This window comes from Burkholderia sp. BCC0419, assembly GCF_902830285.1.
GTDB lineage: Bacteria > Pseudomonadota > Gammaproteobacteria > Burkholderiales > Burkholderiaceae > Burkholderia.
Genome location: NZ_CADESR010000007.1, coordinates 21,326 through 43,033, shown reverse-complemented (window position 1 = coordinate 43,033; position 21,708 = coordinate 21,326). Strand labels below are relative to the sequence as shown.

The 21,708-nt window shown below is 68.3% G+C and carries 19 protein-coding genes; 8 read left to right on the top strand and 11 right to left on the bottom strand.

Going from position 1 to position 21,708, the window contains the following annotated elements; translation table 11 throughout:
- Positions 1-73: 73 nt before the first annotated feature.
- Both HWW87_RS27045 and HWW87_RS27040 read right to left on the bottom strand, forming a co-directional pair.
- Positions 74-1,495 (bottom strand): family 1 glycosylhydrolase, encoded by a 1,422-nt coding sequence (locus HWW87_RS27045; protein WP_175822886.1) that lies wholly within the window; start codon positions 1,493-1,495, stop codon positions 74-76.
- Positions 1,496-1,859: 364 nt separating this feature from the next.
- A complete protein-coding gene (locus tag HWW87_RS27040; protein ID WP_175822885.1) occupies positions 1,860-3,527 on the bottom strand; it encodes a Na+/H+ antiporter in 1,668 nt (555 codons plus the stop codon).
- A gap of 308 nt (positions 3,528-3,835) precedes the next feature.
- Between HWW87_RS27040 and HWW87_RS27035 the strand changes: the two genes are divergently transcribed.
- From HWW87_RS27035 to HWW87_RS27015, 5 genes are all read left to right on the top strand, one after another.
- Complete coding sequence (locus HWW87_RS27035; protein WP_175822884.1) at positions 3,836-5,122, top strand: EAL domain-containing protein; 1,287 nt, start codon at positions 3,836-3,838, stop codon at positions 5,120-5,122.
- Positions 5,123-5,294: 172 nt separating this feature from the next.
- Positions 5,295-5,681 carry a hypothetical protein gene (locus HWW87_RS27030; RefSeq protein WP_175822883.1) on the top strand — a complete coding sequence of 129 codons (387 nt, stop codon included), beginning with the start codon at positions 5,295-5,297 and terminating at the stop codon, positions 5,679-5,681.
- Positions 5,678-6,082, top strand: a complete 405-nt coding sequence (locus HWW87_RS27025; RefSeq protein ID WP_175822882.1) for a hypothetical protein — start codon at positions 5,678-5,680, stop codon at positions 6,080-6,082. Before HWW87_RS27030 ends, HWW87_RS27025 begins: the two co-directional genes overlap by 4 nt.
- Before the next feature lie 83 nt (positions 6,083-6,165).
- The gene (locus HWW87_RS27020; RefSeq protein WP_175822881.1) at positions 6,166-6,891 is read left to right on the top strand and encodes a copper homeostasis protein CutC; all 726 of its coding nucleotides are present in this window, start codon (positions 6,166-6,168) and stop codon (positions 6,889-6,891) included.
- A 50-nt stretch (positions 6,892-6,941) separates the two neighbouring features.
- Positions 6,942-8,030 carry a suppressor of fused domain protein gene (locus HWW87_RS27015; RefSeq protein WP_175822880.1) on the top strand — a complete coding sequence of 363 codons (1,089 nt, stop codon included), beginning with the start codon at positions 6,942-6,944 and terminating at the stop codon, positions 8,028-8,030.
- 61 nt (positions 8,031-8,091) lie between these two features.
- On the opposite strand, the gene bioB is transcribed toward HWW87_RS27015, so the two are convergent.
- The 9 genes from bioB to aceK all read right to left on the bottom strand — a co-directional run bounded on the left by bioB (position 8,092) and on the right by aceK (position 18,187).
- Positions 8,092-9,111, bottom strand: coding sequence for a biotin synthase BioB (gene bioB / locus HWW87_RS27010; RefSeq protein WP_174389901.1), 1,020 nt, complete (start codon positions 9,109-9,111; stop codon positions 8,092-8,094).
- 40 nt (positions 9,112-9,151) lie between these two features.
- Positions 9,152-9,874: a dethiobiotin synthase gene (bioD, locus tag HWW87_RS27005; RefSeq protein ID WP_175822879.1), complete on the bottom strand. Its 723-nt coding sequence runs from the start codon at positions 9,872-9,874 to the stop codon at positions 9,152-9,154.
- Entirely contained in the window at positions 9,871-11,055 is a 1,185-nt protein-coding gene (bioF, locus tag HWW87_RS27000) for an 8-amino-7-oxononanoate synthase (RefSeq protein WP_175822878.1), read from the bottom strand. Before bioF ends, bioD begins: the two co-directional genes overlap by 4 nt.
- Complete coding sequence (bioA, locus tag HWW87_RS26995; protein ID WP_175822877.1) at positions 11,052-12,398, bottom strand: adenosylmethionine--8-amino-7-oxononanoate transaminase; 1,347 nt, start codon at positions 12,396-12,398, stop codon at positions 11,052-11,054. The genes bioF and bioA overlap by 4 nt, the downstream gene beginning before the upstream one ends.
- Positions 12,399-12,910: 512 nt before the next feature.
- Positions 12,911-14,182, bottom strand: a complete 1,272-nt coding sequence (locus HWW87_RS26990) for a CocE/NonD family hydrolase (protein WP_175822876.1) — start codon at positions 14,180-14,182, stop codon at positions 12,911-12,913.
- Between the two features lie 106 nt (positions 14,183-14,288).
- Positions 14,289-14,726 (bottom strand): YchJ family protein, encoded by a 438-nt coding sequence (locus tag HWW87_RS26985; RefSeq protein WP_175822875.1) that lies wholly within the window; start codon positions 14,724-14,726, stop codon positions 14,289-14,291.
- Between the two features lie 39 nt (positions 14,727-14,765).
- On the bottom strand, positions 14,766-15,443 hold the full coding sequence (locus HWW87_RS26980; protein ID WP_059585396.1) for an SDR family oxidoreductase: 678 nt from the start codon (positions 15,441-15,443) through the stop codon (positions 14,766-14,768).
- Positions 15,444-15,545: 102 nt separating this feature from the next.
- On the bottom strand, positions 15,546-16,313 hold the full coding sequence (gene can, locus HWW87_RS26975) for a carbonate dehydratase (RefSeq protein WP_124464809.1): 768 nt from the start codon (positions 16,311-16,313) through the stop codon (positions 15,546-15,548).
- A 56-nt stretch (positions 16,314-16,369) separates the two neighbouring features.
- The gene (aceK, locus tag HWW87_RS26970; RefSeq protein WP_175822874.1) at positions 16,370-18,187 is read right to left on the bottom strand and encodes a bifunctional isocitrate dehydrogenase kinase/phosphatase; all 1,818 of its coding nucleotides are present in this window, start codon (positions 18,185-18,187) and stop codon (positions 16,370-16,372) included.
- Between the two features lie 304 nt (positions 18,188-18,491).
- Here aceK and HWW87_RS26965 point away from each other — a divergent pair, with 304 nt between their 5' ends.
- From HWW87_RS26965 to HWW87_RS26955, 3 genes are all read left to right on the top strand, one after another.
- Positions 18,492-19,568 (top strand): MBL fold metallo-hydrolase, encoded by a 1,077-nt coding sequence (locus HWW87_RS26965; protein WP_175822873.1) that lies wholly within the window; start codon positions 18,492-18,494, stop codon positions 19,566-19,568.
- Between the two features lie 70 nt (positions 19,569-19,638).
- Positions 19,639-21,423 carry a DUF6880 family protein gene (locus tag HWW87_RS26960; RefSeq protein WP_175822872.1) on the top strand — a complete coding sequence of 595 codons (1,785 nt, stop codon included), beginning with the start codon at positions 19,639-19,641 and terminating at the stop codon, positions 21,421-21,423.
- A 29-nt stretch (positions 21,424-21,452) separates the two neighbouring features.
- A complete protein-coding gene (locus tag HWW87_RS26955) occupies positions 21,453-21,707 on the top strand; it encodes a DUF6429 family protein (protein ID WP_175822871.1) in 255 nt (84 codons plus the stop codon).
- Position 21,708 lies beyond the last annotated feature (1 nt).

The window sequence follows — 21,708 nt, the reverse complement described above, 5'->3', positions numbered from 1 at the left end:
CGGGACGCCGCGGGTAGCCGGGCACATCGGTTCGCGCCGTGCCCGCCCGCGTCGCTCTTGCCGCTCTCGCCGCCTACGCGACGCGATTGCCCGCGATGCAGCGCGAGTAGTACGCGAGGCTGCGTTTCGGCAGGCGTGCCTGCGTGGCCGGGTCGACGTGGATCAGCCCGAATTTCTTCGCGAAGCCGCTCGACCATTCCCAGCTGTCCATGCCGGCCCAGTAGAACAACCCGTGCAGGCGCACGCCCTGCCGATACGCATCGTGTGCGGCGTTCAGATAGCTGGCGAGATAGTCGATGCGCGGACCGTCGTCGACGAAGCCGCCGCTCGGCGCGGGTTCGGCGATCGCGAAGCCGGTCTCGGTGACGAGGATGCGCGGCGCGCCATAGTCGCGGTGGACGCGCAGCAGCATCTCGGACATCCCGTACGGCTCGACCGGATAGCCCATCGTCTGGATTTCGTTCGCCGGGCTTGCGGCCAGCGTGAAGCCCGTGCCGCCGGCGCCGGCCTTCACGTAGAAGCAGTTGTAATACTGCACGCCGAGAAAATCCGGGTTTGCGGCGATCGTCGTCATGTCGCCGGGCTGGACGAGCGGCGCCAGCGCCGCCTGAAGCTCGGCCGGATAGCCCTTGCCGTACAACGGATCGAGAAACGCGCGATGCCAGATCGCGTCGAACTGCGCGGCGGCGGCCTGGTCGGCGGTCGAATTCGTTACCGCAAGGACGGGCCGCCCGCTGATCGTCGTGCCGACCTGCGCGGCGCCCCGCACGTTCGCGCGCACGGCCTGGAACATCAATCCCTGCGCGAGATTCTGATGGTGGATCGCGGCGAACATCGCGCCCATCGACTGCGCGCGCGGCGGCGACGCGCCGTATGCGTAGCCCGACAGCGCGACGCCGTTCGGCTCGTTCAGCATCATCCAGTGCTTGACCCGGTCGCCGACGCGGCGCGACACGATCTGCGCGTAGTCGGCCAGCCGGTACGCGATATCGCGGTCGCGGAAATCGCCGGCCCATACGGGGATGTCCCAGTGAAACAACGTCAGGTACGGGGTGAGGTTGCGCGCCAGCATCGCATCGACCATGCGGTCGTAGGTGGCGAGGCCCGCATCGCTCGGCGCGCCGGCGCCGTCCGGCTGCACGCGCGGCCATGCGGTCGAGAAGCGGAACGCCTGGACGCCCGCGTTCGCGAGCAGCGAGAGGTCGCCCGGGTAGCGCTGCTCGAATTCGATGCAGCGCGCGTTCGTCGAGCCGTCTGCGATCGTGCCGGGCTGGTCGGCGAACACGTCCCAGTTGCTTCGGCCTCGGCCGTCGCGGCTTTCGATTTGCGGCGCCGCGGTGGCGACACCCCACACGAAGTCGTCGGCGAAGCGGGCGGATGCGTCGGCGGAGTCGATCGAATCGCCGCCGCAGGCGGACAGCATGCCGCTGCCGAGGATGGCGGTGCCTTGTGCGAGAAAGCGTCGGCGGCTCTGGAGCGAGAGGGGTTTGATCATGGGGTGGGTTGTTTCGCGGACGATGACGTGCGCGTCTTGATTAGGATTGCGACGAAAGTGGAATGAGGCGGGGCAAGCTTCGCATGCACCGGATCAGCGATTCCGGGCGTCGCCCGTTGCCGACGACGCATGAAGCGACCGATCCGCATGGAATCGACCGTGTCGACGTACGAGCGGGAACCGGTATCGTGTCGGCCTGTATTAAATAATAAGGATGTATTGTTTAATTTTTTTGAAACCCGCTGAAGACGCGGCTGCGAACGCGCGAGCCCAAACGAAAAGGCCGAGCCCCGGGTAACACGGGGCTCGGCCTCGGGCCGGCTTCAAACCCGGCAGCACGGCAGGCCGCCGCGCTGCCTCACGGTCAGACGATGCCTTTCTTGCGCGTCGACAGCGCGGTTTCCGACAGGTCGATTTCGCGAAGCAGCTTCGTCAGCGTCTCGTCGGAAATCTTGCTGTCGCTGCGCAGCCGGTACAGCGCCGAGCGTTCCGCACGCACGGCCGCGATCCGCATCTGCAGCTCCATCGTTTCGGCCTGTTTCGCTTCCGCGCGCGGCGTGGGGCCGTCCTCGGCCAGCGCGGCCAGCCGGCGGCGGTACTGGTCCATCACGCGTGCGGAAATGTCCGCGCAGCGTGCCGCGCCTGATTCGTCGAGATCGGCCGAGATCGCGTCGTGCGACGAATCGATCGCGCGGATCGCGGCCTGCGCGGCGGCCGAGCGTGCGATGCGTTCCTCGTCGCCGAGCGGGTTGCGCGTCGAGCGCACGCCGCGCAGCAGCAGCGGCAGGCCGATCACCGCGACGATCAGCGAGCCGAGGATCACGGCCGACGCGATGAAGATCGCGGTGTCGCGACCCGGCAGCGGCGCGCCGTCGGACAGCGCGACCGGGATCGACAGCACGCCGGCGAGCGTGACCGCGCCGCGCACGCCGCCGACCGTCATCACCGCGATCGTGCGCACGCCGGCCATCGTGCCGGCGAGGCCGCGGCGTGCGGCGCGGCGGCTCGCGAACCAGCGCAGCAGCCACACCCACAGGAAACGGATCGCATACAGCGCGAGCATCATCGCGCACACGTTGAAGATCATGCGGCCGACCAGCGCGTCGCTCGTATGGTGCGCGTCGACGAGCGCGCGGCCGATGATGTGCGGCAGTTGCAGCCCGAGCATGATGAACACCATGCCGTTGAACACGAACTCGATCATCGCCCACGTGCTTTCGGCGCGCACGCGCGACGCGACGGTGCTTTTGCGCGAGAAGCTCGTGTAATTCATCATCATCCCGGCCGACACGGCCGCAAGTACGCCCGACAGGTCGAGATGCTCGGCGAACAGGTAGGCCGCGAACGGCACCAGTAGCGTCATCACGATGCCGGGGGCCGGGTCGCCTTCCTGCTCGGCATTCAGGAAGCGCGTCGACAGCGCGCTGAACACCCACGACACGATCGCGCCCGTCACGAGCCCGCCGGCCGCGACGATCACGAACGTGACCGACGCGGCGCGCAGCGAGAACACGCCCGTCAGCGCGGCCGCGATCGCGAACTTCAGCGCGACGAGGCCCGACGCGTCGTTCATCAGCGCCTCGCCTTCGAGGATGTGCATCAGTTGCGGCGGAATGCGGCCACGGCCGGCGATGCCGGACAGCGCGACCGCGTCGGTCGGCGACAGCACCGCCGCGAGCGCGAACGCGATCGGCAGCGGCAACTCGGGAATCAGCCAATGCGCGAAGTAGCCCACTGCGAGTACCGTCATGAACACGAGCCCGAACGCGAGCATCAGGATCGCGCGGCGCTGCAGGTAAAGCTCGCGTTTCGGAATCCGCCAGCCGTCCGCAAACAGCAGCGGCGGAATGAACAGCAGCATGAAGATTTCAGGGTCGAACGTGACGTGCAGGTTCAGCTTCGGCCACGCGAGCATCGCGCCGAATGCGATCTGCATCAGCGGCAGCGGCAGTTGCAAAGGCAGGAGACGCGTGACGGCGCCGGACAGCGCGACGGTCAGCAGCAGAATGAGGACTGTGAAAACGATTTCCATCGATACGGCGAATGACGCGGAATGAAACGATCGTACGGAGTGTAGCGTGCCGACGTGACGGATGCGCTCAAGTGGTCGGTGCGTGCGCACGGAAATGGTGCGTCGAAGGCGCGCCACGGTGGTGCGGCAGCCCGGCACAGCCGCGTGGCGCACGGGTTGTCGGCACCTCGCACGGAGCTTGCTTCAGGGAGAGCAGCCGTCCGGCTTGCGCCGGGCAACCGAGGGTCCAACCAATGACATTGCGCGCCGTTCCGTTGGTCGTCCGTTACGCAGGACGTCGCGCCTGAGTGCATCACGAGGAGGAAGGCATGACGATCGTGCAACAGGAGCGTCCGGCCGCCGCGTCGCCGTACCGGTTCGAGCGGGAGATGAGCTCCGGCTTGGAACGGCTGGCGACGCAGCACCGCGACCTGACGCTCACGACCGTGTTCCAGCCGATATTCAGCCTGTCGCACCAGCGTGCGGTGGGCTACGAGGCGCTGCTGCGCGCGCACGATGCGCTCGACCGCGCCGTGTCGCCGCTCGACGTATTCGGCGAAGCCGCGCGCCGGGGCGAACTGCTGCAGCTCGACCGGCTCGCGCAGGCGCTGCATCTGGAGAACTTCGCGCTGCTCGGCGCGGAGCGCGAGTGGCTGTTTCTCAACGTCAATCCGGGCGTGCTCACCGACCCGTTCCAGGCGGCCGCGCTGCTTGCGAACCTGAAGCGGCTCGGCATGCCGGCGCGGCGCATCGTGCTCGAAGTGCTCGAACAGCGCGCGGACGACGTCGAGCGGCTCGCGGAGGCCGTGCGCGAGTTCCGCTCGCACGGCTTCCTGATCGCGCTCGACGATTTCGGCGCGGGCCACTCGAACCTCGAGCGGATCTGGCAACTGAACCCGGACATCGTGAAGCTCGACCGGATCATGCTGTCGCACGCGGCGCACCGCACGGGGCTCACCGCGATCCTGCACGGGCTCGTGACGCTGTTGCACGAGGCCGGCAAGCTGGTGCTCGTCGAAGGGATCGAGACCGAGCACGAAGCGCAGATCGCGCTGTCGTGCGAGGCCGATTTCGTGCAGGGCTACTACTTCGGCCGGCCGGCGCCGGGGCTGCCCGACAGCGCGGCCGCGACCGGCTGCATCGGCGAGCTGACCGAGCGCTTTCGTCAGCAGACCGAAGCGCGCGAGCGGCGCGACACGCAGCGGCTCGCACCGTACCTGCGCGCGTTCGAACGGGCGGCCGAGCGTCTCGAGGCCGGCGAGCCGCTCGACGAGGTGTGCTGGAACTTCCTCGCGCTCGACGCGGCCGCGCGCTGTTTCCTGCTCGATGCACACGGCCGGCAGTCGGGCCGCAACGTCGTGCTGCGCGCCGATCGCGCGCTGGCCGAGGCGCGCTTTTCGCCGCTGGCGGACGCGCAGGGCGCGAACTGGTTGCGCCGGCCGTATTTCCGCTCGGCGATCGCCGAACCGGGGCGCGTGCAGGTCACGCGGCCGTACCTGTCGATCAACGAGGCGCAGCCGTGCGTGACGCTGTCGGTGGCCGTGCGCGTCGGCGATGCGCAGCGCGTGCTGTGCGGCGATATCGACTGGGTCGACGACGAGGCCGAAGCAGCGTAGCGACGCACGGTTCGCATGCGGCGATCGGCGCGCGGCGGCGCGGCGCAGGGCGCGGGGGCGGCCGTTGCGTTCGCCGCGCGCTTCCCCGACAATGGCGCGAGCGCGGCCATCGTGACCGCGCTCGCGCCGTCCCGGGGGCCACCATGGCGGCGAATAAAAAAAGGAAAACACCATGAAGCGACCGCTTTCGCTGACCATCCTCGCGTGGGTCATCATCGTGACCAACGCGATCACCTGCGTCTATACACCGTTCTCGATCGGCATGCCGACCACCCAGGCGCTGCTGTCGCACTACCTGCTGCCCGTCTGGGCGACGCTCGGCATCAGCGTGATCATCGAAGCCGCGAACGTCGTGATCGGCATCGCGATCCTCAAGGGGCGCGAGTGGTCGCGCAAGGCGTACATCGTGACGTTCGTGATCGGCATCGCGTTCTCGTTGATCAACATGCCGGTGTCGATGCTCGCGGTGCTGATCCCCGGCGTCCTGTTGTTCGCGCTGTTCATCTACCTGCTGTTCCGACGCCCCGCGACCGCGTATTTCAGGCAGGCCCTCGTGTGAGCGTCGTGCGCAACGCGCTGGCGATCGTGCTGTTCTCGATCGCCGGCTTCTGCGTGATCGCCGCGCAGATGGTCGCGTTCATGAAAGTCGGCCAGGCGGGCGCGACGGTCATATTCGTCGCCGTGCTGTTCGCGGTGTCGGCCGTGCTGCTGGCGGCGGGCGCGTTTGCCGGCGCGTTCCGGCCGCGTGCGCGCGGCGCGGGCATCGTGCTGCTCGTCGCGGCCGCGACCACCGCGCTCGGGATGATCGGCTGGGGGATGCTCATGCTCACACCGGCGCTCGTCGACGTGATGCAGCCGCAGGGCGCGCACGTCGACGCGCGGATGTTCAGGTTCGTGCCCGGCACCGCGGTGACGGCGTTGTCCGCACTCGTCGGGATCTGGCTCGTGCGGCGCGGCTGAAGTACACGGCCGCCGGGACGCTGGCGTCCGTCACGCGGCTCGGCTAGGATGCGCGAATTGTCCAGACGATTCGCGGGCCGCCCATGAACCGACACGCCGCTTCTTCCGTTCTCCTCGAAGTGATCGCCACGACCGTCGGCGATGCGAAGGTTGCCGCCCGCGCGGGCGCCGACCGTCTCGAGCTCGTGACCGCGATCACCGAAGGCGGGCTGACGCCGAGCGTCGGCCTGATCGAGGCCGTCGTGGCCGCCGTGCCGATTCCCGTCAACGTGATCGTGCGTCCGCACAGCCGCTCGTTCGTCTATGACGCCGACGACCTGCGCGTGATCGAGCGCGACGTGCGCGCGGCCGTCGCGGCCGGCGCGAACGGCGTCGTGTTCGGCGCGCTCGATGCGCGCGGCGACGTCGATCTCGGCGCGCTGGCCCACATCGCCGCCGCCGCGGACGGGCGCGCGCTCACGTTCCACCGCGCGTTCGACGTCGCGCGCGATCTGAACGCCGCGTTCGACGCGCTGCTGCGCGTGCCGGCCGTCACGTCCGTGCTGACGTCGGGCGGCCATCCGTCGGTGCTCGATGCGGTCGCGACGATCACGCGGCTCGTGCGGCAGGCGGCGGACACGACCTGCACGGTGCTGGCCGGCTCGGGGCTCACGATCGACGCGGTCGGCGATTTCGTGCGCGCCACCGGCGTGCGCGCGGTGCATTTCGGCTCGGGCGTGCGGCCGCGCGGCGAGGTGCTGGCGCCGGTCGACGCGCAGCGCGTCGAACGCGTGCGCGCGGCGCTCGACGGCGCGGCGTCGCACGTGTGACGCGCGCACGGACACGACACACCAGAACATCATCGGGGAGAGAAGGCCACATGAGCGAAGCCACGCACGACACGCACGACGGCGCGGACGACGATGCCGCGCCGGGCTGGGACGCGATCGACGGTGCGCTCGATCGCCTCTATCCGGGCCAGGAGCCGAAGCATTACGGCACGCTGGTCAAGTGGCGGTTCGGCGGCCCCGATCCGCTCGATGGGATCAGCGTATGGCAGCGCACGGCGCCCGTGCCGCACTGGCATTTCGTCACGTACGGGCTGAGCGAGCTGTATGCGAAGGAATCGGACGATCCGGCCGTCAGCGGCTTCGGATTCGAGCTGACGATGCGCGTCGCATGCGCGGCCGACGACGCAGAACCGCCGCGCTGGGTGTTCAGCTTCCTGCAGAATCTCGCGCGCTACGTGTTCCAGAGCGGCAACGCGTTCGACGATGGCCACTGGATGACGGCCAATGGCCCGATCGCGCTCGATACCGATACGGCGCTCTGCTCGATGGGCTTCGCGTTCGATCCGGAACTGCCGGCGATCGATACACCGCACGGCCGTCTCGCGTTCCTGCAGGTCGTCGGGCTGACGCTCGACGAGGAGCGCGCCGCGAAGCGCTGGCGCACGCGCGCGCTGCTCGACACGCTGCTGCCGCACATGCCGCTCTGGGTGACCGATCTCGGCCGCGCGTCGCTGCTCGAACGCGCGGACGTGCGCGAGCAGGTCGACGCGGGCACGCAGCGCGACGGCTCGGCGAGCGGCTACCTGTTCACCGACGTGCTCGGATGGGACACCCGCAAGCGGCTGCTGCGCGCGCCGGTGATCGAGATCACCGTCGGCGCGCGGCAGGTCGACGAACTCGTCACGCTGCTGCCGCTGCGGCTGCCGTTCGACCGGCCGTTTCGCCTCGTCGGTCACGACGGCGCGGTGCGGTTCGTGCGCGGCGACGCGAACGGCGTGACCGACGAAGACGGCACGCTGACGCTGCGGCTCACCGACTCGACGGTGCAAGCGCTCGCGGGAACGCTGAAGCCGCGCGCCGGCGAGTATGCGATCGACGGGCTCGACGGCGTGCGCTGGCGCGTGGAGAAGACCGTGATCCGCGACGCGCAGGGCAATCCGGTGCAGACAATCGGATGAAAAAGGCCGGGGCACGCCCCGGCTTTTTCGTTGGCGGGCGCGGCCCGCCGGCCGCTATCGCTTACGCGTTTTCCGCCAGCGCGCCGGCCTGGCTCGCGCGGATGCCGAGGCGCTCGAACAGCGCGCGGTCGCGCTGCGTCTGCGGGTTGCTCGTCGTCAGCAGCTGGTCGCCGTAGAACATCGAGTTCGCGCCCGCGAGGAAGCACATCGCCTGCATCGCGTCGTCGAGCTGCTCGCGGCCGGCCGACAGGCGCACGACCGCCTTCGGCATCGTGATGCGCGCGACCGCGATGGTGCGCACGAATTCGAACGGATCGAGCGGCGCGGTGCCTTCGAGCGGCGTGCCTTCGATCGCGACGAGGTTGTTGATCGGCACCGATTCCGGATACGGGTTCAGGTTCGCGAGCTGCGAGATCAGGCCCGCGCGTTCGCGGCGCGACTCGCCCATCCCGATGATGCCGCCGCAGCACACGTTGATGCCCGCGTCGCGCACGCGGTCGAGCGTGTCGAGGCGGTCCTGGTACGTGCGCGTCGAGATCACCTGGCCGTAGAACTCCGGCGACGTGTCGAGGTTGTGGTTGTAGTAGTCGAGGCCCGCGTCGGCGAGCTGCTGCGCCTGTTCGTCCTCGAGCATGCCGAGCGTCATGCAGGTCTCGAGGCCGAGTTCCTTCACGCCGCGCACCATTTCGGTCAGCGCCGGCATGTGGCGCTCCTTCGGGTTGCGCCACGCGGCGCCCATGCAGAAGCGGCTCGCGCCGTTCGCCTTCGCCGCGCGCGCGGCGTCGAGCACCGTGTCGACGTCCATCAGCTTCTCGGCCTTCAGGCCCGTGTCGTGGTGCGACGACTGCGAGCAGTAGCCGCAATCTTCCTCGCAGCCGCCCGTCTTGATCGACAGCAGCGTCGACAGCTGCACCGCGTTCGCGTCGAAGTGCTCGCGATGCACCTGCTGCGCGCGGAACATCAGGTCGTTGAACGGCAGCTCGAACAGCGCGACGACGTCGGCGACGCGCCAGCGCTGCGGCGCCGGAGCGGCCACGGGGATCGCGTCGGGTTGCACGGCGGCGGTCTGGGCTTGGGTCATTTCGTTTTCCTGTCCTGGGCGGGATTGGGGGATCGGTTGGTCAATGCCGCGCGGTGCGCAGCGACTCGACGAGCGCGGCGATGTCGAGCATCGCCGCGGCGGATTCGGGGGCGGCCGGCGTCATGTGCGCGATGCGGCCGACGAGCGGCGCGCGGTGTTCGCGCGCGAGCCAGTCGCGGATCGTCGCGACGTTCTCGTCGGCGAACGACATGGCCGGGTCGACGTGGTTCGCGACCCAGCCGGCGAGCGTGAGGCCGCGCTGGCGAATCGCGTCGGCGGTCAGCAGCGCGTGGCTGATGCAGCCGAGCCGCACGCCGACGACGAGCACCACGGGCAGGCCGAGCGCGACCGCGAGATCGGCGGTGTCCTGCGTGTCGTTCAGCGGCACGCGAAAACCGCCGACGCCTTCGACGACGACGACGTCCGCTCGCGTCAGCGCTTCGCGATGGCACGCGACGATCGTGTCGAGGTCGAGCGTCACGCCTTCCTGCGCGGCGACGATGTGCGGCGCGGCCGGCGCTTTCAGCAGGAACGGCGTGCGCAGCTCGGGCGGCAGCACGACGTTCGCGGCGGCGTCGAGCTGGTCGGCGTCCTCGTTGCGCCACACGCCGTCGCGTTCGTACGCGCCGGCCGCGACCGGCTTCAGCGCAGCCGCGCGCAGGCCGTGCCGCGCGAAGCCGTGCAGCATCGCGGCCGACACGAAGGTCTTGCCGATTTCGGTGTCGGTGCCGGTGACGAAGACGGAGAGCGGGGCGGTGGTCATACGGCTGCCTCGCTGGCTTCGATCAACGCGGCTTCGAGCCTTGCGAGATCGTCGAACGAATGCGCGGCCGACAGCGACACGCGCAGCCGCGACGTGCCGGCCGGCACCGTCGGCGGCCGGATCGCGGGCACCCACAGGCCGTGTGCGTCGAGCGCGCGCATCGCCGCGAGCGTCGCGTCGTTGCTGCCGATCACGAGCGGCTGCACGGCCGTGTGCGAATCGACCGGCTGCCAGCGCGTGTTGCGCAGCAGCGCACGCGTGCGTTCGATCAGCGCGGCGAGGTGCGCGCGGCGCGCGTCGCCTTCGTCGCCCGCGATCACCTTCAGGCTTGCCGATACCGCATGCGCGACGGCCGGCGGCGCGGCGGTCGTGAAGATATAGCTGCGCGCGCGCTGGATCAGCCATTCGATCACGGTTTCATGCGCGATCACGAACGCGCCGGCGACGCCGGCCGCCTTGCCGAGCGTGCCGACGTACACGAGATGCGGCGAACGCAGCGCGGCGGCCGCGAGCGCGCCGCGACCCTGCGGGCCGAGCACGCCGAAGCCATGTGCGTCGTCGACGACGAGCCACGCGCCGTGGCGTTCGGCCAGCGCGACGAGTTCGGCGAGCGGCGCGATATCGCCGTCCATGCTGAACACGGTATCGCTGACGATCAGCTTCGTTTCGGCCTCCGATGCGTCGAGCAGCGCGGCGAGCGCGGCCGTATCGGCGTGCGGATAGACCTGTACGTGCGCGCGCGACAGCCGCATGCCGTCGATCAGCGATGCGTGGTTCAGTGCGTCGGAGAAGATCGTCGCGTCCTTGCCGGCGAGCGCCGTCATCGCGGCGAGGTTCGCCATGTAGCCGGTGCTGAAGTACAGCGCGCGCGGCGCATCGGAGAAGCCGCCCGCGAAGCCCGCGAGTTCGTCTTCGAGCCGGGCGTGCGCGCGCGAATGGCCGCCGAGCAGGTGCGAGCCGCCGCTACCGGAGCCGTAGCGCTGCGCGCCTTCCGCGAAGGCGGCGACGAGCGCCGGATGCGCGGCGAGGCCGAGGTAGTCGTTGCTCGCGAAGCCGACGATTTCGCGGCCGTTCACGGTCATGCGCGCGTCGCATGCGGTGTCGGCGATGCGGCGTACGCGGCGCAGCCCCTGGGCGTCGAGCTCGGCGAGGCCGCGTTGCAGGGTGTCGAGCAGGCTCATCGGCCGAGGTCCTCCAGCGTGGCGTCGAGCGTGTCGCGCGTGCGCTGCGCGAGCCACGCGATGTCGTCGTCGCTCATCACGTACGGCGGCATCAGGTACACGGTCGTGCCGATCGGGCGCAGCAGCAGCTCGCGCGCGAGCGCCTGTTCGAAGAAGCGCCGCGAGAAGCCGCGCGCCGCGTCGCCGTCGAGCGCGACGTCGAACGCGAACAGCGTGCCGCGCTCGCGCAGGTGGCGCACGTGCGGATGCGCGTCGAGCGGCGCGAGCGCCGCGCGCAGCGTCGCCGATTTGCGGGCGTTGCGCGCGAGCACGTCGTCGCGCGCGAACAGGTCGAGCGTTGCAACGGCCGCGCGGCACGCGAGCGGGTTGCCCGTGTACGAATGCGAGTGCAGGAAGCCGCGCGTCGTGTCGTCGTCGTAGAACGCCGCGAACACGTCGTCGCGCGTGAGCACGAGCGACAGCGGCAGGTAGCCGCCGCTGATCCCTTTCGACAGGCACATGAAATCGGGCCACACGCCGGCCTGCTCGCACGCGAAGAAGGTGCCGGTGCGGCCGCAGCCGACCGCGATCTCGTCGGCGATCAGGTGCACGCCGAATTCGTCGCACAGCGCACGCAGCCCGCGCACGTACGACGGATCGTGCATCGCCATGCCGGCCGCGCACTGCACGAGCGGCTCGACGATCAGCGCGGCGATCCGGTCGCCGCGTTCGACGAACAGGCGCCGCACGTCCGCGAGCGCGCGGCCCGCGACGTCGGCGGCCGTCTCGCCCGCCAGCGCGCCGCGCGCATCGGGCGACGCGACCACGTGCGCGTGGCGGATCAGCGGGTCGTACGCATCCTTGAACAGCGCGACGTCGGTCACGCCGAGCGCGCCGATCGTCTCGCCGTGATAGCTGTTCGCGACGCAGACGAATTCCTGCTTGTTCGCGCGGCCGCGGTTGCGCCACGCGTGGAAGCTCATCTTCAGCGCGATCTCGACGGCCGACGCACCGTCCGACGCGAAGAACGCATGGCCCAGCGTACGCGCGGTGAGCGCATGCAGCCGTTCGGCGAGCTCGATCGCCGGTTCGTGCGTGCAGCCGGCGAGCATCGCGTGCTCGAGCGTGTCGAGCTGGTCCTTCAGCGCCGCGTTGATGTCCGGGTTCGCATGGCCGAACAGGTTGACCCACCACGAGCTGATCGCGTCGAAGTAGCGGCGGCCGTCACGGTCATACAGCCACACGCCCGCGCCGCGCGCGACGGGGACGAGCGGCAGGCGCTCGTGATGCTTCATCTGCGTGCAGGGATGCCAGACCGCGCGCAGGCTGCGCGCGACCCAGTCGTCGGTGGCTGGCGTACTCAAGGCGACTCCGGGGGTAAAAACGACCGCGCGGCATCGACGGGATGCCGCGCGGCGGGACACGAAACGCGCAGAGATTAGCGTGTTCCGCCGGACGTTGCACTAGCGGTTACAAACGCCGCAAAGCCTTGTCGGGCGGGAGTTCGGCGCAGTTCGGCGGTGCTCGGAACGGAACGCGGCGGATCGGGCGAAATGCACGCAGATGACGACGTTCGAGTGACACCCCCCGACAGAAAAAAATCGCGGGACGGGCGCGATTCAGCGGCGAAATATGGGGAGCGATGAGGGTGCGGTGTTTGCGGCGACAAGGGGCGATCCTGCTTCGCGGATTGTCCGATCGACGGGGGCGGCGCAAGGCCGGGCGACGGGACGAAATCCGGCGCGAATTCAAGTCGATTGCTCGTAAAAACGAGCATTACGCAGTGTGTGCTCGATTTGACGAGCAGGCGGTGGCGCGCCGCGATGACCTTGAATGGACGGGCGCGAAGCGGGAGCGGAAGAACGACAGCCGCGCGTCAGCGCGAAGCCAGTGCGCGCGTATCGGCGTCGCGAGTGTGATCGTCGCCGTTGTCGGCCGTTTGCGTCGTGGTGGCGTTCCACACGACGCGGTCGTTGACCGCATACAGCCGGCACGCGCCTGCGCCTTGTTTCGCGCAGTTGTCGAGCGCGAGCGCCATCGGGTCGTCGCCGCCTTCGGCCCACGACCACGCGCCTTCCGACGACACCGCGAACGCGCGGCTCGGATGCTGGTTCAGGAAGCGGCGATAGCCTTCGCGGCCCGCTTCGTCGACATAAGGCACCGCGTTGACCGCATCGATCGACGCATAGCCGGTGGCCTTCGGCTCGTGCGGGTCCGCGACCGCATAGCGCACCGTGGTCGGCAGGTTCAGTTCGGCGAGGAACGCGTGCACGGCCGGCCACCACACGGGCACGCCGTCGCGATCGACGATCAGCCGGTGCGCGTCGTCCTTGTAGCGGCCGAAATCGATGAACAGGGCCTGCGTGCCATGCGACACGTACGCATCGTGCATCTGCGCGACGAGCGCGGGCGTCCATACCGAATCGTTGTCGCCGTACAGCCACAGCGACCGCACGGCCGTGTGCGCGCCGTAGTGGTCGAACGCCTCGACGAGATTGCGCTGCCAGCCGTCGCAGAGGTCCTGGCGCAGCCCGCCGGAGAAGTTGATGATGCCGCGCACGCCCGCTGCGGCTTCGGTGCCGTATGCGACCGACACGAGCCCGCCGTGCGACGTGCCGGCGACGACGATGCGCGACGCATCGACGTACGGCTGGCGCGACATGTAACGCACCGTCGCATCGACGTCGGCGGCCTGCGCGAGGCCGTTCTTGCCGACGTTGCAGCCTTCCTGCTGGTACGTGCCGTCCGAACCGGCGAAGCCCTGGCGATTCGGTGCGATCACCGCATAGCCGCGGCGCACGAATTCGCGCGCGAACGCGAGCGGCCGGCTGCGCGGCTGCAGATGGAGATCGCCGGTATTTTTACCGTGGTTGAAGACGACGAGCGGGAACGGGCCGGGGCCGTTCGGCTTGAAGAGCGTCGCCTCGAGTGTGACGGCGCCCGACGCGTCGGCCGGAATGCGGAGGATCTGTTCGTTGAGGTCGGCGCTGACCTGCGGCAGGTTCGAGTCGCCGTAATCGAAGTGCTCGGCATGGGCGAGCGATCCGCGGGTGCCTGCACCCGTATTGACGCTCGGCAGCGTACCGGCCTGAGCGGCCGACAGCGCACAGGCCGCCATCCATCCCACCAATACCTTGCTGAACGCCATCCGTAAGCCCTGCCACGCAACATGACCAATTCGAGGCCATCGTAGCCCGACAAAATCAGGTTGTGCAATGCGGGAATTACCCGGCGTCTGACATGGCAACTATTTGTCAGCGTTCACTTACTTCGCCGTCGACATAGCGCCAGAATCCGTGCTCGTCGCGCTCGAATCGGCTCGTCTCGTGCAGCCGGTACGCGCGTCCGCCAACCTTGTAGCGGGCCGTGAATTCGACCTCCGCGTGCCGGTTGTCGAGCGGCGCGTGGCGTTTGACCGCGAGGCCCAGCCAGCGCGGCGCGTCCGGCGCTTCGGGGTCGGTGTCGAGATCGGGCGGGCAGGTGCGCGCGGCCCACGTCGCACGCAGGTAATCGGTCGCGCCGAGCACGTACGCGCTGTACCGCGAGCGCATCAATTCGAGCGCGGTCGGGGCGGCCTCGCCGCCGTCGATGAAGCGGCCGCAGCAGGCCGCGTAGCGCGGCGCTGGCGCTTTGCCGGCGGGCGCGGGGGACGCGCCGCCGCACGGGCACGCGTCAGGTCGGTTCAAAATCATGCGAAATGTGAATTAACAACGCTCGGTTGCCGGCGCCGCTCACCAGCTGAGCTCGACGCCGTCGTACTGGAAGAACCGGCCGTTCGCCTGGGACACGTCCGAACCGGATTCGGCGATGACGCGACGCATGCCGGTCACGCTCGTTTCCGGATCGATCGCGGCCTGCGCGCCGCCCATGTCGGTGCGCACCCAGCCGGGATGCAGCGAAATGCACGCGGCATGGCGCGTCTGCAGCGACGCGATGCGCAGCGCGTCGTTCAGCGCGGCCTTGCTCGCGCGGTACAGCCAGCCGGTCGTGCCGGTCGCCTCGGCGATGCTGCCCATCCGGCTCGACACGACGGCCAGCACGCCGCGCGCGTCCTCGACGAGCGGCAGCAGGATCGGCAGCAACTGCATCGGCCCGCGCACGTTGGTATGCATCACCGCGTCGAAATCCTCGGCGGTGATCGTCTCGACGCCTTCGGTGCGCGGTCCGTACACGCCCGACACGAGCACGGCCGCATCGAGCCGCTCGCCGTCGAGCTTCCAGCCGAGCGCCGCGATCTGCTCGGGCTGCGCGATGTCGAGCGCATGCGGCTGCGCGCCGAGCGCGCGCAACGCGTCGAGCGACGCCGCGTCGCGCGCGGTGGCGATCACGTTCCAGCCGTCGCGCCGGTATTGCCGGACGAATTCGCGGCCGAGGCCGCGCGATGCGCCGACGATCAATACGGTTTTCATGCCCGTGGCTCCTTTGGTTGGCGCCGCCGAGGCAGTGCCGGTGTCAGATCCGTTCGATGCGTGCCGCGCCCGCGTGGCAGCCGCCGCCAGGCGGCCGGCGCGTTACTGCGCGTCGTCGCACGGCTTCAGCGTGGCGGCGACCGCCTGCGCGACGCCGTCGAGTTGCGCGGCATCCGCCGCGACCATGTCGTTGTCGGGCGCATGCTGGCCGCGTGCGGTCAGCGCCGCCACGCAGCGCCTGTAGGTTGCGTCGAGCGCGTCGAAGTTCGACACGGACATCCCGAGGTTGCGCATCCGGCCGTCGTGCACGCCGTACACGAGCCCGTGCACGGTGAGCGACTGGCCGCGCGCCCACGCGTCGTTGACGATCGTCGTGCGGCACACGTTGACGACCTGTTCGATCGAATTCAGCTCGATCAGGCGCCGATACCGCGCTTCGCCGACCGGCCATTCGTCGAGCAGTGCCGCATGGCGCTCGCGCACGTCCTGCACGTGATGCAGCCAGTTGTCCGCGAGGCCGACACGGCGGTTGTGCAGCGCCGCGTTCACGCCCGAGCAGCCGTAGTGGCCGACGACCATGATGTGCTTCACGCGCAGGATGTCGACTGCGAACTGGATCACCGACAGGCAGTTCAGGTCGCTGTGCACGACCACGTTCGCGATGTTGCGGTGCACGAACACTTCGCCCGGCGGCAGGCCGATGATCTGGTTCGCCGGCACGCGCGAATCCGAGCAGCCGATCCACAGATATTCCGGCGCCTGCTGGTCGGCGAGCCGTGCGAAGAAATCGGGATCGTCGGCGAGCTGGCGCTTGACCCAGGCATCGTTGTTGTCGAACAGATGTGAAAGCGGATTGTCTTGGGTAGTCATCGGTGTGGATTCCGTTGGCGGAAATCGGGTCGATATGGGATTCGGTGTTGCCGGCGTCAGGCGGCGCGCTGCGCGTCGCCTCCGCCGTCGTTCCGGCCCGTCGCGCCGAAGCGCGCGGGGTAGCGCACGCAAAAGCGCAGCGCCGCGTCATACGGATAAAAATCGGGCAATTCGCCCTGCAGCAGCTTGTCCTTGCTCGCCTGCCACAGCGCGGGATCGAAAAAGTCCGCGTGATGCTTCATGAACACGCCGCGCACGCGCGGGTCGCCGAGCAGGAACGGCCCGTAGGTTTCCGGAAAGATGTCGTGCGGGCCGACGGTATACCACGGTTCGCCGGACATCTCGTCTTCCTCGTTGCGCGGCGGCGGCACGCGCCGCACGTTGCAGTCGGTCAGGTACTCGATCTCGTCGTAGTCGTAGAACACGACGCGGCCGTGGCGCGTGACGCCGAAGTTCTTGTACAGCATGTCGCCGGGGAAGATGTTGGCCTTCATCAGCTCCTTCACCGCGTTGCCGTATTCCTTCACGCCGTGCTCGACGTCCGCGTCGCTGCCGTTCTGCAGGTACAGGTTCAGCGGCGTCATCCGGCGCTCGATGTACAGGTGCTTGATCACGAGCTTGTCGTCCTCGTATTCGAGCAGCGACGGCACTTCCTTCTCGAGTTCGCGCACGAGTGCGTGATCGAGCCGCGCGAGCGGCAGCCCGACGCTCGAATACTCGAGCGTGTCGGCCATCCGCCCGAGGCGGTCGTGGCGCTTCACGAGCTGGTACTTCTCCATGATCTGCGCGCGCGTCGTTTCCTTCGGCGGCGGGAACTGATCCTTGATGATCTTGAACACGTACGGGAACGACGGCAGCGTGAACACGAGCATCACGAGGCCCTTGATCCCGGGCGCGATGATGAAGCGGTCGCTCGAATGCGACAGGTGGTGCAGCAGGTCGCGGTAGAACAGGTTCTTGCCCTGCTTCTGCAGCCCGACCGACGTGTAGATCTCGGCCTTCGGCTTGCCCGGCATGATCGTGCAGAGGAAATCCACGTACGCGGACGGCACGCCCATGTCGACGAGGAAGTACGAATGCGAGAAGCTGAAGATGATCTGCAGCAGGTCGCGGCGCAGCAGCACGGTATCGAGCGCGAGCAGGCCCGGGCGCACGTGGCGGATCGGCACCGCGAACGGCAGCACGCGGTCGGCGTTGATGATGCGGCCGACGATGTACGCGCTCTTGTTGCGGAAGAACAGCGACGACAGCACGTGGATCTGGAAATTCGGCGCTTCGTCGAAGTGGCCGAATTCGTCGTCGATCGCCTGCATCACGCAGCCGATGTCGCGCGTGAGATCCTCGAACGGGGGCTCGAGCTGGAAGTTCGTGACGATGCGCTCGAGCGTGACCGCGAGCCCGTCGGTGCCCGGGTAGTACGCGCGGTAGGTCGGCTTCGCGGCCGGCTCGTCGTTCTCCAGATACTCGGTCGAGATCGCCGGGCGCACGAAGATGAAATCGTTGCTGAAATACGAGCGGTGCAGGATCTTGCAGCACACCGAATTGAAGAAGGTTTCCGCGCACTCGGGCTGGCGGTGCGACGTGAGCAGCCCGATGTAGTGCAGCTTGATCTGCTGCCACACTTCGTCGTCGATGTTCTCCGCGTCGTATTCGTCTTCCAGCACCTCGACGCATTCCTTCACGCGATCGTCGTACGACGTGATCCGCTCGCGCGCGAGCCGCTGCAGCCCGTGCCAGTCGCCGCGCTCGAACAGCGTCTTCGCGTCGACCGCCGCTTCGCGGAAGATCCGGTAATGGCGATCGAAGTATTCGAGCATCGTCTGCGCGACGTCGAAACCGATCTGCGACGACAGCAGTTTGGGGAAGTGATTCATCGCGTGCAGGCTCGTTCGGAAGGGGCTGTAAGCACCCGCCATTTTAGCGCCCAAGTCGGCGTTTCAATGACTTTTGAGGTGATGTGCGAACGATCGCCAATCGGCGTGTTGATCGCCGTTGGGCGCCGTTCAGTGCATCTTCGCGTAAAGATACGGGTATAGAACCGATTCTGACACGAACTTTTTTGGGCCGCCCGGCGCTCGCCGGGCACGCGTTTTTCGCGACGGCGATAGAATCGACGCACCGCCCGCCGCGCCTGTCGCCGGCGCGCATTCGCACCGATAACGACGAGACGCCCCACCGATGAATGCCCTGGAACACCAACTCGACTACCCCTTCGCCGATACGCTGCCCGCCGCGGGCGACACGTTCGAGGTCGCGCCCGGCGTGCGCTGGCTGCGCATGCCGCTGCCGTTCTCGCTCGATCACATCAATCTCTGGCTGCTGCGCGACGAGATCGACGGGCAGGCCGGCTGGACGGTCGTCGATTGCGGGATCGCGTCGGATGCGATTCGCACGCACTGGGAGCAGATCTTCGACACGCAGCTCGACGGCCTGCCCGTGCTGCGCGTACTCGTCACGCATTGCCACCCCGATCACTTCGGCCTCGCGAACTGGCTGTGCGAAGGCGGCGACAAAGGCCGCTGGAACGTGCGGCTGTGGATGACGCTCGGCGAATACCTGTTCGGCTGCCTGATGGCGGCCGGCAACGGTTCGAACGCGGGCGGCGCGGCCGCCGCCGATCACTTCGCGCGCCACGGGCTGACCGATCCGGCCGCGCTCGACAAGCTGCGCAACCGCCGCAGCTATTACGCGGACCTCGTGCCTGCCGTGCCGCCGCGCTACCGGCGCCTGCGCGAAGGCGACGCGGTGACGATCGGCGCGCGTACGTGGCGCGTGGTCACCGGCTTCGGCCATTCGCCTGAACATTGCGCGCTCCACAGCGAAGCGGACGGCGTGCTGATTTCCGGCGACATGGTGCTGCCGCGCATCTCGACGAACGTGTCGGTGTTCGACCTCGAGCCGGAAGCGAACCCGCTCGCGCTGTACCTCGAATCGCTCGGTCGCTACGAGACGATGGCGCCCGACACGCTCGTGCTGCCGTCGCACGGCAAGCCGTTCCGCGGCGTGCGCACGCGCATCGCGCAACTGCGCGAACACCACGATGCGCGTCTGGCCGAAGTGCGCATCGCGTGCGCGGAGCAGCCGATGAGCGCGGCCGATATCGTGCCGATCATGTTCCGCCGCCGCGAGCTCGACATCCACCAGATGACGTTCGCGCTCGGCGAGGCGCTCGCGCACCTGAACCTGCTTTGGCTCGCGGGCGAACTCGTGCGCGAGCAGGGCGGCGACGGGGTGATTCGCTTCGCACGGGCCTGAGTTTGCCTGTTGCGGAGCGGGTACAGGTTGTTCATCATTGCCGCATCCGCCCCGACACGCTTCATCAGTCATGCCACGCAATGTCAGTCTCTCCGACCTCATCACGTTGTCGGCCGTCCGGACACTGGCCGACCCGAAATCCTTCGAACGGGGTCGAGCCTACCATCGCGACGGCGTCGTTTCGCGGTTGACCGAACGCGATGGCGAGCTGTCGGCGACCGTGCGCGGCACGTATCGCTATCACGTCGCATTCGCGGTGGGCGACGACGACACGCTGGACTATGCGTGCAATTGTCCGGTCGGTGACGACGGCGCATTCTGCAAGCACGCGGTGGCGGTCGCGTTGTCGTGGCTGGAGAACCGCGGCGAAACGCTTCTTCACGCCGAAGCGCCCGAGCCGGAGCGGCCGCGGCGCAAACGCAAGACCCACGCGGAGCTGATTCGCGATCATCTGGAGACGCTCGACGAGCACGCGTTGCGCCGCTGGCTGCTCGACGCGGCCGAGCGCGACCGATCGTTGCGCGACAGGCTGCTGTTCGACGCACGTGCCGCGAACGCCGACGACATCGCGAGCCTGCGCACTGCCGTCCGGCAAATGGCCCGCGTGTCGCGGCCGCTTGGCTGGGACGAAGCGCATATTTTTGGAGAAGGGCTGCTCGAACTCGCCGACATGCTGCGCCGACAACTGGCGGGCGCCCATGCCGAGCAGGTCGTCGAGCTCGCCGAGCGGGCGATTGCCGACGCGGAAGCGAGCCTCGAACAGATCGACGACTCGGACGGCAGCGTCGCGCCCGGCATCGGCGAACTGGCCGCTCTGCATCTCGATGCGTGCATTCAGACGCGGCCGGATCCGGTGAAGCTGGCCGACCGGCTGTTTCGCCTGCAGGCCCAAGGCCAGTGGGATACGTTCCACGATGTGCTGCCGGCCTACGCGGAGGTGCTGGGCGACGCGGGATTGAGCCGTTATCGGGAGCGGGTAGAGGAGAGTTGGGCCGTGCTGCCCACGCGGCCGGCGAACAAGCGCGACGAGTACGCGCATGACACGGTGCGCCACAATCTGGAGCATGCGATGGAGACGCTCGCGAAACATGACGGCGACGTCGACGCGCTGATACGCATCTGGTCGAAGGACCTGTCGGCGTCGTACCGGTATGCGCAGATCGCGGAATTGTGCGCGGAGCACGGGCGGTTCGACGAAGGGCTGGCGTGGGCCGAACGCGGGATGCACGAGTTGAAGGACCGGCACGACGATCGCCTGCTGGGCTTCTGCATCGAAGAGTATTTGCGTCGACGCGCGTTCGATCGGGCAGACGAGCTCGCGTGGCAACGCTTTGCACATCATCCGACGGCCGACGCATTCCGTGCATTGATGAAGGTGGCAAAGCGGACCAAGCGAGATGCCGCCGTGAAAGCGCGCGCTATTTCGCATCTGCAGTCACTCGCCCGCAAGCGGGAAACGGCGGGGCGGCCGAACACCGGCGCACGGCGCTGGGAGCCGCCGCCGCGTGCCGAACTGGTGAAGCTTTTGCTGGCGGAACGGGACGACGACGCAGCGTGGGACGCGTTTCAGGGCGGCCCGGTCGATGTCCTCGTATGGCCGACGATGGCCGCTGCGCGTGCGAAGACGCATCCAGAGGAGGCGATCGCGCTGTATCACCGCTATCTGCCGTTCGCGCTCGACCATGGCGCGGGCAATGCGCGGTACGACGAGGCATTTGGCGTCGTGCGCGATATTCGGGCGCTGCGGGTGGCGCATCGCCAGCAGGCGATATTCGACGTGGAACTCGAAGCCATTCGCAAGACTTACCGTGCGAAGCGCAACTTCATCAAGCTGCTCGCGAAGCTCGACGCGTGATCCGACCACGACGAAAGGAGGGCATCGACATGAATATCGATCTGCAGGCCGTCGACGACGCCGTGCTCGCGCTTCTTCATCTGACGTTGCACGACGGCAATCGCGCGTGGAAAAGCTTCGATTGGGACGCGCTGAACCGGTTGCATGAGCGCGGGCTGATCGGCGATCCGGTCAACAAGGCGAAATCCGTTGTCCTGACCGATGAAGGCTTGCGCGCATCGGAGCGACTCTTCACTCGGTTGTTTGCCGCATCGTCCGATGCGCGGACGGACGAGCAATCGTGAC